This window comes from Bacillus cereus group sp. BfR-BA-01355, from assembly GCF_022663675.1.
Lineage (GTDB): Bacteria > Bacillota > Bacilli > Bacillales > Bacillaceae_G > Bacillus_A > Bacillus_A thuringiensis_S.
Map to the genome: position 1 here is coordinate 1 of NZ_JAKUFY010000144.1, position 11,090 is coordinate 11,090.

Genomic DNA, 11,090 nt, shown 5'->3' on the forward strand with positions numbered 1-11,090 from the left:
AGTATGTCCATGTAATGCGTTAATGGAAAAAACAATGCTGGGTGAAGCTGGATTCATGACAGGATTGAAACCGGATGTGTTAGATCCGATGATTGATTTTGTAAAGGATGTAGAGCCGGGATATAGTAGTATTTTAGCAGTTTCAGAAGTAGAGGCTGCGATGCGTAAGACGAAAGTGAATAAAACAAAAACAGTTTGTACATTTTGTGGTGTAGGTTGTTCATTTGAAGTATGGACGAAAGACCGACACATTTTGAAAGTGCAGCCTGTTTCAGATGCGCCGGTTAACGGTATTTCCACATGTGTAAAAGGCAAATTTGGATGGGATTTTGTAAACAGTGAAGATCGTATTACAAAGCCATTAATTCGCCAAGGAGATATGTTTGTTGAAGCTTCATGGGAAGAGGCTCTGGAAGTTGTTGCATCCAATATGCAGCATATTAAATCAGAATATGGAAGTGATGCATTTGGGTTTATTTCTTCTTCGAAAGTAACGAATGAAGAAAATTATCTTATGCAAAAACTAGCCCGTCAAATATATGGAACGAATAATGTAGACAACTGTTCCCGTTATTGTCAATCTCCAGCAACAGACGGTTTATTTAAAACTGTCGGTATGGGCGGGGACGCTGGAACAGTGAAAGATATTGCGGAAGCAGGCCTTGTCATTATCGTTGGAGCAAATCCAACAGAAGGACATCCTGTACTTGCAACGCGTGTAAAACGTGCTCATAAATTACATGACCAAAAATTAATTGTGGCAGACCTTCGTAAACATGAAATGGCAGAGCGTGCGGATTTATTCATTCATCCGCGCCAAGGAACTGATTACGTATGGCTCGCTGGTATTACGAAATATATTATTGATCAAGATTGGCACGATAAAAAGTTCATAGCTGAAAATGTGAAGAATTTTGATGAATATAGCAAAATGGTAGAAAAGTATACGCTTGATTATACAGAAGAAATTACGGGGATTTCGAAAGAAAATCTGAAAGAAATGGCTCGTATGGTATATGAAGCAGATGGTACTTGTGTACTTTGGGGAATGGGTGTAACTCAAAATACTGGAGGAAGTACAACTTCAGCAGCAATTTCAAATCTATTGCTTGTTACGGGTAACTATCGTCGTCCTGGTGCAGGAGCATATCCATTACGCGGACATAATAACGTACAAGGCGCTTGTGATATGGCAACATTACCAAACTGGCTTCCAGGTTACCAAGCAGTTTCAGATGATGCGCTCCGTGCGAAATTTGAAAAAGCATACGGTACTACAATTCCGAAAGCACCAGGCTTAAATAATATTGCAATGTTACTGGCGGCAGATGAAGGGAAACTGCGTGGTATGTATGTTATGGGTGAAGAAATGGCTTTAGTAGATTCGAATGCCAACCATGTACAACATATTTTAGCGAATTTAGATTTCCTTGTTGTTCAAGATATGTTCTTATCGAAAACAGCTCGTTTTGCTGATGTTATTTTACCGGCAGCACCAAGCTTAGAAAAAGAGGGAACATTTACGAATACAGAGCGCCGTATTCAAAGATTATATGAAGTATTGAAGCCGCTTGGTGATTCAAAGCCAGACTGGTGGATTTTACAAAAAGTAGCTCGTGCACTTGGCGGGGACTGGAATTATGAAAGTCCAAGTGAAATCATGGATGAAATCGCATCGCTTGCACCTTTATATTCTCAGGCAACATACGATCGTTTAGAAGGATGGAATAGTTTATGTTGGGGTAGCCATGATGGCAGTGATACACCGCTATTATATGTGGACGGATTTAACTTCCCGGATAAACTAGCTCGTCTATCATTAGATGAATGGGTACCACCAGTTGTAGCACCAGATGAGTATGATTTACTTTTAAATAATGGTCGTATGTTAGAACATTTCCATGAAGGGAATATGACGAATAAATCGGCTGGTATTTTATCTAAAGTATCTGAAGTGTTCGTTGAAATCTCGCCTGAACTTGCCCTAGAGCGCAATGTGAAAGATGGTGGTCTTGTAGAATTAGCATCACCATTTGGGAAAATTAAAGTACAGGCACTTGTTACAGATCGTGTAACGGGGAAAGAGCTATATTTACCGATGCATGCAACGGTAAATGAAGAGGCAATCAATATTTTAACTGGAACGGCGACAGATCTTTATACATGTACACCAGCGTACAAACAAACGATGGTAAAGATGCGTGTACTACGTGAAAAAGGGAATCGTCCGTTACCATCTTCAAACCCGAGAGATAAAAAGCGTAATCCGCAAAACGGTGTTGAAATCGAGCAAAAATGGCAAAGAAAACAATACGTATCACTTGTGGACTAGGGGGCGGAGATAGTGGCGAAAGAAATTACTGTAATTAAAAAGAAAGTTGTAACAGAGGAAGAACAGAAACAGCAAGTAGCAGATGAACTTCTAAATGAGCTATCTAATAATCGTGAAGCAGTAGAAGAAACGATGCAGCTTTTAGCACAGTTGCAGAAGGCTGGTATATTAGATGCGGCAATTAGTTTACTTGCTGCGAAGGAAGATGTTTCAAAAATCGCTGTGGAGCAATTAAATCGTGAACCCGTTAAAAATGCGTTAAATAATATGATGGGGGCAGGAGAAGCGTTATCTTCAGTTGACCCAGAAATAACGAAGCAAATTACGTCAAGTTTAGTTACAGGATTGCAATTTGCAACAGATGAATTAAATTGTGGTAAAAAAACAAAAGTGATGGATTTCTTTAAAGTATTAAAAGATCCAGATATCAATAGAGCTATTACATTCGGTTTTAGCTTCTTGAAAGCATTTGGACAAGGGCTAGAGAAAAAATAGAATAAATGAAAAAGTGATGGGAAGTAGCCATCACTTTTTTCATTATATGTATAAGAGTGTTCATGTTAAGCGGAATATATTATTATTAAAAAGATGGATTAGAACTGGAAATATGGAATCCATCTCAAATACCGTTTTAGAATTTGGAGGAGTATATGCAACACCGTAAAAAACTATCTATACCAGGAGTAATGAGACATTCCTTTCAAACAGTTAAATTTGCTTTTTGGAATGTATTAACTTTTCAACTTGCTTATAAATTATTAGCAGCGATTGTGTTTGTTCCACTATTTGGAATCATTTTTAATAAATTATTGTATTTTGGTGGTTATGCAAATGCGACAAATGATGAATTATTAGCGTTTTTAAAGACGCCTTATGGCATCTTAGCAATCGTAATTTTGTCATTGTTAGCACTGTTTCTTATCTTTACAGAATTTGCGGTGCTTATTATTATTTCGTATTTCGCTCATAAAAGACAGAAGGTGAAATTACGTCCGATTTTATATAAAACGGTAACGTATTTACCTACTCTTTTCACATATTGCTTACCAGGATTTATTTTATATGCTGTCGTATTGTTGCCTCTTTTAAATATGGGATATGAAACGGCATTAATCCCGCAAATTCAAATTCCTAACTTCATTACAGGAGAACTGTTTAAGACAACGATGGGACAAGTTGGTTATTACACGTTCTTTGCTGTAGTCGCGTATATAAATCTTCGATGGATTTTCGTTCTACCTATTGTTGTTTTAGAGCAAAAATCATTTCGCGTGGCAGCACGTAAAAGTGCAACTTTAGTAAAGGAAAGCTTTTTTAAAGTACTGCTCTTTTTAGTAGGATTTTTTATTTCAATTGGAATTGTATATGTCGTATTTTTGGGAATATATTTATTGTGCCTATGGGGTGTTTATGAATTTACAAATCCGAAAGGAACATTTGCATTATTAGCAGAATCAACGATTTCTGTATTTTTAACGAGTACATTGTATTTATTTAGTTTTATCGTGACGCCATTTTATATTATGGCGATTACGCGATTATACTTACAAAAGGTACCGGTTGAAGATGTTTTATTAGAAGAAGGATTAGATTATTCGAAAACGAAAGCAGATAAATGTTTCTTCCAAAAACATCGTTGGAAATTTATTGGCGTATATATTGTGGGGATTATTACTGCTGGAATGGTTGTTGCCTTCATTGTAACGTTTATTTCAAATTCGTATAAAGAACCAATTATTATGGCGCACCGCGGGTATATATCAAAAGGCGTAGAAAATACGAAAGAAGCTGTGCAAGGTGCTATTGATGCAAAAGCAGACTACGCTGAAATAGATGTATTACAAACGAAAGACGGTGAACTAGCGGTTATACATGATTTGAAGCTGAAGCGTCTTGCCAATGCCAATGTGCATGTGTCAGATTTAACGATGGCTGAGTTAAGGCAGCTTACCCTTAGTCAAGATGGACTTTCAGGACAAATAAGTACACTTGATGAAATCATTAAGCTAGCAAATGGCAAAATCAAACTTAATATAGAAGTGAAGCTTCATGGGGGCGAAAAAGATTTTGTAAACAAAGTCTTAAAAACGATTAAAGATAATGAATTTGAGAAGCAATGTGTAATTCAAACGTTACACTATCCACTTATTAAAGAGTTTAAACGTGCAAATCCAGATATAAAAGTAGGGTATATATTGTATGCAAGTAGAGCTAACTTAAAGAATGTGAAGGCTGACTTTTACGTAGCAGAAGAATATATGTTAAATAAGAAATTAGTAAAAGAAGCAAGGAAGTTAAACAAACCAATTTACGTATGGACAGTAAATGATATGGAAAATTTAAAGGCATATTATAAGTTAAACGTAGATGGTATCATAACCGATTATCCTGAAGATGCACGTGAAACAATTAAGATGTTAAAAGAGCAAGAAGCGGAAGAAAGTGATCTGTTTGATAAAATTACTGAAACGACAGATGATTTATTTTCTAAGTTATTTATAAGTTACCCAGCTGCTAGCTAAATGCTAGCAGCTGTTTTTTTGTGAAAAGAATATATCTCTAAAGTATTGAGTAAAGTAATAACTGTATATGTATACGTTATCGCTTAGGTTTCTTACATTGTTACATTATTGTCAAATAATAAATGATTGCTGTTTATTTTGAAATAGTATAATAAAAATAGAGTGAAAGATAATGGAATGACACAAAACCCCTAATAGAATCAATGTTTTATATATTTACACTATTCTAAATATAAAAACTTTAGGAAAATGGTATGTTAGCGTTTTCATAACTTTTAAGTTATGCTAGAATAAGGACATAAGTTATTAATTATTACAAAAAGAAAAAAGAATCTCTTTTTTCTGTTAATTATAAGGGGGCATTTCATTATGCGTATTGGGGTACCAGCAGAAATTAAAAACAACGAAAACCGTGTGGCAATGACACCAGCAGGTGTTGTACATTTAATTCGTAACAATCACGAAGTATTCATTCAAAAGGGTGCAGGTTTAGGATCTGGTTTCACAGACGCTCAGTATGTTGAAGCGGGAGCAAAAATTGTTGATACAGCTGAAGAAGCTTGGAACATGGAAATGGTTATGAAAGTTAAGGAACCAATTGAAAGCGAATACAAACACTTCAGTGAAGGCTTAATCTTGTTCACATACTTACACTTAGCTCCAGAGCCAGAATTAACAAAAGCTTTAATCGAGAAAAAAGTTGTTTCTATCGCATATGAAACAGTACAATTAGAAAACCGTTCATTACCATTACTTGCACCTATGAGTGAAGTAGCTGGTCGTATGGCTGCACAAATTGGTGCACAATTCCTTGAGAAAAACAAAGGCGGTAAAGGTATCTTACTTGCAGGTGTTCCAGGGGTTAAACGTGGTAAAGTAACAATCATCGGTGGTGGACAAGCTGGTACAAATGCTGCTAAAATTGCAGTTGGACTAGGTGCGGATGTAACAATCATCGACTTAAGCGCAGAACGTCTTCGTCAATTAGATGACATTTTCGGAAACCAAGTAAAAACTTTAATGTCTAATCCTTACAATATTGCAGAAGCTGTTAAAGAGTCTGATCTTGTAATCGGTGCAGTATTAATCCCAGGTGCAAAAGCTCCAAAACTTGTAACAGAAGAAATGATTAAATCAATGGAACCAGGTTCTGTTGTTGTAGATATCGCGATTGACCAAGGTGGTATTTTCGAAACAACTGACCGTATTACAACTCATGATAACCCAACTTACGAAAAACACGGCGTTGTTCATTATGCAGTTGCAAACATGCCAGGTGCGGTTCCACGTACATCAACTCTTGCATTAACAAACGTAACAGTACCATATGCAGTACAAATTGCTAACAAAGGCTACAAAGAAGCTTGCCTAGGTAACTCTGCATTACTAAAAGGTATTAACACATTAGATGGCTATGTAACATTCGAAGCAGTTGCAGAAGCTCACGGTGTAGAGTACAAAGGTGCTAAAGAATTATTAGAAGCAAAGACAGTATCTTGCTAATAGAAGCATTATACAAAACAAAATCGAACAATATATAAAACAACATGATAAGAGCTAAGAGTGAAGATCTCTTAGCTCTTCTTGGCAAAAGGGGGCATACATCGTGGCCAACCTATTTAAAAAGAAATCCGTTACGCAATTGTTAGGGGAAAGTAAAAGTAAAACTTTGACGAAAACGCTAGGGGCATTTGACCTAACAATGCTAGGGATTGGTGCGATAATTGGTACAGGAGTTCTAGTATTAACTGGATTAGTAGCAGCAAGAGATGCTGGTCCAGCAGTTATTTTTTCATTTATGATTGCAGCAATTGTTTGTGGATTTGCAGCATTATGTTATGCAGAAGTTGCATCTACACTTCCTGTTTCAGGTAGTGTGTACACATATTCGTATGCAACAATTGGTGAGTTTGTTGCTCATTTAATGGGATGGACATTGTTATCCGTATATGTCGTAACGACTGCCGCAGTAGCTGGCGGATGGACGGGTTATTTCAATAATTTAGTGAGTGGGCTGGGACTAGAAATTCCGAAAGCGTTGCTAACGATTCCAGCGCAAGGTGGTATGGTAAACTTACCAGCAGTTATTGTTACGTTAGTGATAACTTGGTTATTATCACGAGGTACGAAAGAAAGTAAGCGTGTGAATAACATAATGGTATTAATTAAAATTGGTATTGTTGTTTTATTCATTGCAGTTGGTGTATTCTACGTGAAACCAGAAAACTGGATACCATTTGCACCTTACGGTTTAAGTGGAGTGTTCGCAGGGGGAGCAGCAGTATTCTTTGCTTTCTTAGGATTTGATGCATTAGCAACTTCTGCTGAAGAAGTAAAAAATCCGCAACGTGATCTACCAATTGGTATTATTGCTTCGTTAGTTATTTGTACAATTATTTATGTTGTAGTTTGTCTCGTTATGACAGGTATGGTTTCTTATAAGGAATTAGATGTACCTGAAGCTATGGCGTATGTGTTAGAAGTTGTAGGACAAGATAAAGTGGCTGGTGTAATTGCAATTGGAGCTGTAATTGGTATTATGGCTGTAATTTTCGCTTACATTTATGCGACAACACGTGTATTCTTCGCAATGAGCCGTGATGGTTTATTACCAAAATCTTTTGCGAAAATTAACAAGAAGACTGAAGCGCCAACATTTTCAGTTTGGTTAACAGGAATTGGTAGTGCTTTAATTGCTGGATTTATCGATTTAAAAGAATTGTCGAATTTAGCGAATATTGGAGCGTTATTAACATTCGCCATGGTTGGTGTAACTGTTATCATTCTTCGTAAAACGCATCCGAAATTACAACGTGGATTTATGGTACCACTTGTACCGATCTTACCGATTATTTCAATTGCATGTTGTCTATTCTTAATGGTAAATTTACCGTTAACAACATGGATATACTTTGGTATTTGGTTAGCAATTGGAGTAGTTGTATACTTTGTTTATTCGAAAAAACATAGTCATTTAAAAGACGATAGCAGTTCGCAGGATAATTTAGATCAAGCTAATTAAAGGGATATAACACAGTAAGCCTTGTGCGTCTAGGGAGCGCGCAAGGCTTTTTCTTTTGTTGAAATAAAGGGAACATATATTACTTTGTTGAATTTTTATGTCGGAATATGAAAAAAAGGGGTGTGCGACTTGTGCATCCTTTTTTGTATGAGAATATAGAGGATGCGGAAAATATGTATATGCCTTATTAAAATGTTCATAAAAAAATTCAGATTTCATTGACACATATGAGCAGGTGCTCATATAATAAGAGTATAAAATATATGAATGATTGTTCATATGTTCAATTAAAGAGGTGAGCTATAATGGCTGGAAATAAAGTAGAAACACCACAAGAGACATGTTCTCAAACGATAATTCATGAAGAAGTTGTTGAGCAAGTAAAACAAACAATTCCAACTGATGAAAGTTTAAGTAAAGTAGCAGAACTATTTAAAGTATTAGGTGACCGTACACGTACGAGAATATTACATGCGCTATTTGAAGCTGAGATGTGCGTTTGTGATTTAGCTTATTTATTAGGAATGACACAATCATCTATTTCGCATCAGCTTCGTGTGTTAAAGCAAGCGAAACTTGTAAAGAATCGTAAAGAAGGAAAGGTTGTTTATTATTCGTTAGCTGATCAGCACGTAATTCATATCTTCGAGCAAGCGTTTGAGCACGTAAACGAAGAAGAATAAAAAGAACGCGAGGAGGGAGAACGATGGCTGAAGCATTAGTGAAAAAGAAATTGATGTTAGAAGGTTTAGATTGTGCGAACTGTGCAATGAAAATTGAAAAAGGTGTTGGGAATATAGAAGGAGTAAATTCTTGCTCTGTAAACTTCGCAACAAAGACAATGATCTTAGAAACAGCACAAAATAAAGAAAACGAAGTTGTTACGGAAGCAAAACAACTCGTTACAAAATTAGAACCGCATATTAAAGTGCAAGAAGAACAAAAAAATAAAATTGCTAAAGAAGTATTTATATTAGAAGGTTTAGATTGCGCGAACTGTGCAATGAAAATTGAAAATAAAGTTAAGGAAATGCCAGCTGTCTCAGAAGCAACTGTTGATTTCGTATCGAAGAAACTACGAGTAGAAGTTGCGAATAAAAGAGAACTAGAAGCGACTGTAGCAAATATAACAAATGTCGTTCAAAAGTTAGAGCCAGATGTGAAAGTTGTTCGTGAAGAGAAGAACGGTCATGACCACGGACATAGTCACGATCATGGTGAAGCAAATGTGAAAAAGATGGTAGGGAGATTAGTGGTTGGCGGAATTTTGACGGCAATTGCTGCATTAGCGGGCTTACCACAAATGGTAACAATTCCGTTATTCGTCCTTGCTTATTTATTAATAGGTGGAGATATCATTTGGAGAGCGGTAAAAAACATAACTCGTGGCCAAGTATTTGATGAAAACTTCTTAATGGCAATTGCAACTGTAGGAGCTTTTGCAATTCAGCAATATTCAGAAGCTGTAGCAGTAATGCTATTTTATCAAGTAGGAGAACTATTCCAAAGCATTGCGGTAAACCGCTCTCGAAAATCAATTACTTCATTAATGGATATTCGTCCTGATTATGCGAATGTAAAGGTTGGAAATGAAACGAAACAAGTATCACCAGAAGATGTACAAATTGGCGATTATATTATCGTTAAGCCAGGTGAGAAAGTACCATTAGACGGAAAAGTAATTGAAGGAACATCAATGGTAGATACTTCAGCATTAACTGGTGAATCTGTACCACGTGAAGTTGAAGTTGGAAATGATGTATTAAGTGGCTTTGTGAACCAAAACGGCGTGTTGACAATTGAAGTTACAAAAGAATTTGGTGAATCAACTGTATCGAAAATTTTAGATTTAGTTCAAAATGCAAGCAGTAAAAAAGCACCAACAGAAAACTTTATTACGAAGTTTGCGCGTTACTACACTCCAGTTGTAGTTATTACAGCGGCGATCATGGCGTTTATTCCACCGCTTATTTTAGAAGGGGCTACATTCTCTGAGTGGATTTATAGAGCTTTAGTGTTCTTAGTAATCTCTTGTCCATGTGCGTTAGTTGTATCCATTCCTCTTGGATTCTTTGGAGGTATCGGTGGTGCATCTAAAAGTGGTGTGTTAGTAAAAGGTAGTAACTATTTAGAAGCTTTAAATGATGTAAAATATATTGTTTTTGACAAAACAGGAACATTAACAAAAGGTGTTTTCAAAGTTACAAAAATGGAACCGAGCGAAGGTACTACAAGCGAAGAGTTATTAGAGTATGCGGCATTTGCTGAAGTGTATTCTAACCATCCAATTGCCCAATCTATTCGAAAGGCATATGGAAAATCAATTGATGAAAAAATAATCGATGATTATAACGAAATTTCTGGTCACGGTACAGTCGTAAAAGTACAAGGAAAAGAAATTTTTGCAGGTAATGTAAAATTAATGAGAAAAGAAAATATTGAATTTAAACAACCAGAAACAGTAGGTACATTAGTTCACGTTGCTATAGATGGAAAATATGCAGGTTATATTGTTATTTCTGATGAGGTAAAAGAGGATTCGAAACAAGCGATTCAAAAGTTAAAAGAACTAGGTATTAAAAAGACAGTAATGTTAACTGGTGATGCAAAAACAGTTGGTGAAGCTGTCGGTAAAGAATTAGGCTTAGATGAAGTTCATGCGGAATTACTACCGCAACAAAAAGTAGAAGAGATTGAAAAAATTGATGCAGCGAAGCATGGAAAAGAAAAAATTGCCTTCGTTGGTGACGGTATTAACGATACACCAGTATTAGCCCGTGCAGACGTTGGTATTGCGATGGGTGGTTTAGGATCAGATGCAGCAATTGAAGCGGCAGACATCGTTATTATGACTGATGAGCCTTCAAAAATTGCGACAGCTGTAAAAATTGCAAAACGCACAAGAAGTATAGTGTGGCAAAATATCATCTTTGCTTTAGGTGTAAAAGGGATCGTTCTATTACTTGGTGCCTTTGGTATTGCAACAATGTGGGAAGCTGTTTTCTCAGATGTTGGTGTGACACTACTTGCAGTGTTAAATGCAATGCGTGTATTACGAGTGAAAGATTTATAAAAAAGAGGACGCAACCTGCGTCCTCTTTTTTATTGGTTATTTTGTTGAAATTGATTTAATAAAATAATATCAAATATTATTTTACTTTTGAATAATATGATATTAAAATTTACAAATAAAAAACATTCGTCGTATTATTTT

The 11,090-nt window shown here is 36.1% G+C and carries 7 protein-coding genes; all 7 read left to right on the forward strand.

The features are described 5' to 3' along the window. On the forward strand, positions 1 to 2,332 hold a 2,332-nt coding region (gene fdhF / locus MR167_RS28340), incomplete at its 5' end, for a formate dehydrogenase subunit alpha (RefSeq protein WP_242316034.1). A 12-nt stretch (positions 2,333 to 2,344) separates the two neighbouring features. Beyond that, complete coding sequence (locus tag MR167_RS28345) at positions 2,345 to 2,827, forward strand: helical membrane plugin domain-containing protein (protein WP_001040538.1); 483 nt, start codon at positions 2,345 to 2,347, stop codon at positions 2,825 to 2,827. A 155-nt stretch (positions 2,828 to 2,982) separates the two neighbouring features. After that, positions 2,983 to 4,854, forward strand: a complete 1,872-nt coding sequence (locus tag MR167_RS28350; protein WP_001164710.1) for a glycerophosphodiester phosphodiesterase — start codon at positions 2,983 to 2,985, stop codon at positions 4,852 to 4,854. Positions 4,855 to 5,223: 369 nt separating this feature from the next. Further along, on the forward strand, positions 5,224 to 6,357 hold the full coding sequence (gene ald / locus MR167_RS28355; RefSeq protein ID WP_001219743.1) for an alanine dehydrogenase: 1,134 nt from the start codon (positions 5,224 to 5,226) through the stop codon (positions 6,355 to 6,357). Positions 6,358 to 6,460: 103 nt separating this feature from the next. Next, a complete protein-coding gene (locus tag MR167_RS28360; protein ID WP_001284899.1) occupies positions 6,461 to 7,876 on the forward strand; it encodes an amino acid permease in 1,416 nt (471 codons plus the stop codon). A gap of 305 nt (positions 7,877 to 8,181) precedes the next feature. Continuing rightward, a complete protein-coding gene (locus MR167_RS28365) occupies positions 8,182 to 8,559 on the forward strand; it encodes an ArsR/SmtB family transcription factor (RefSeq protein ID WP_000918378.1) in 378 nt (125 codons plus the stop codon). Between the two features lie 23 nt (positions 8,560 to 8,582). Further along, positions 8,583 to 10,949, forward strand: coding sequence for a heavy metal translocating P-type ATPase (locus tag MR167_RS28370; RefSeq protein ID WP_242316036.1), 2,367 nt, complete (start codon positions 8,583 to 8,585; stop codon positions 10,947 to 10,949). Positions 10,950 to 11,090 lie beyond the last annotated feature (141 nt).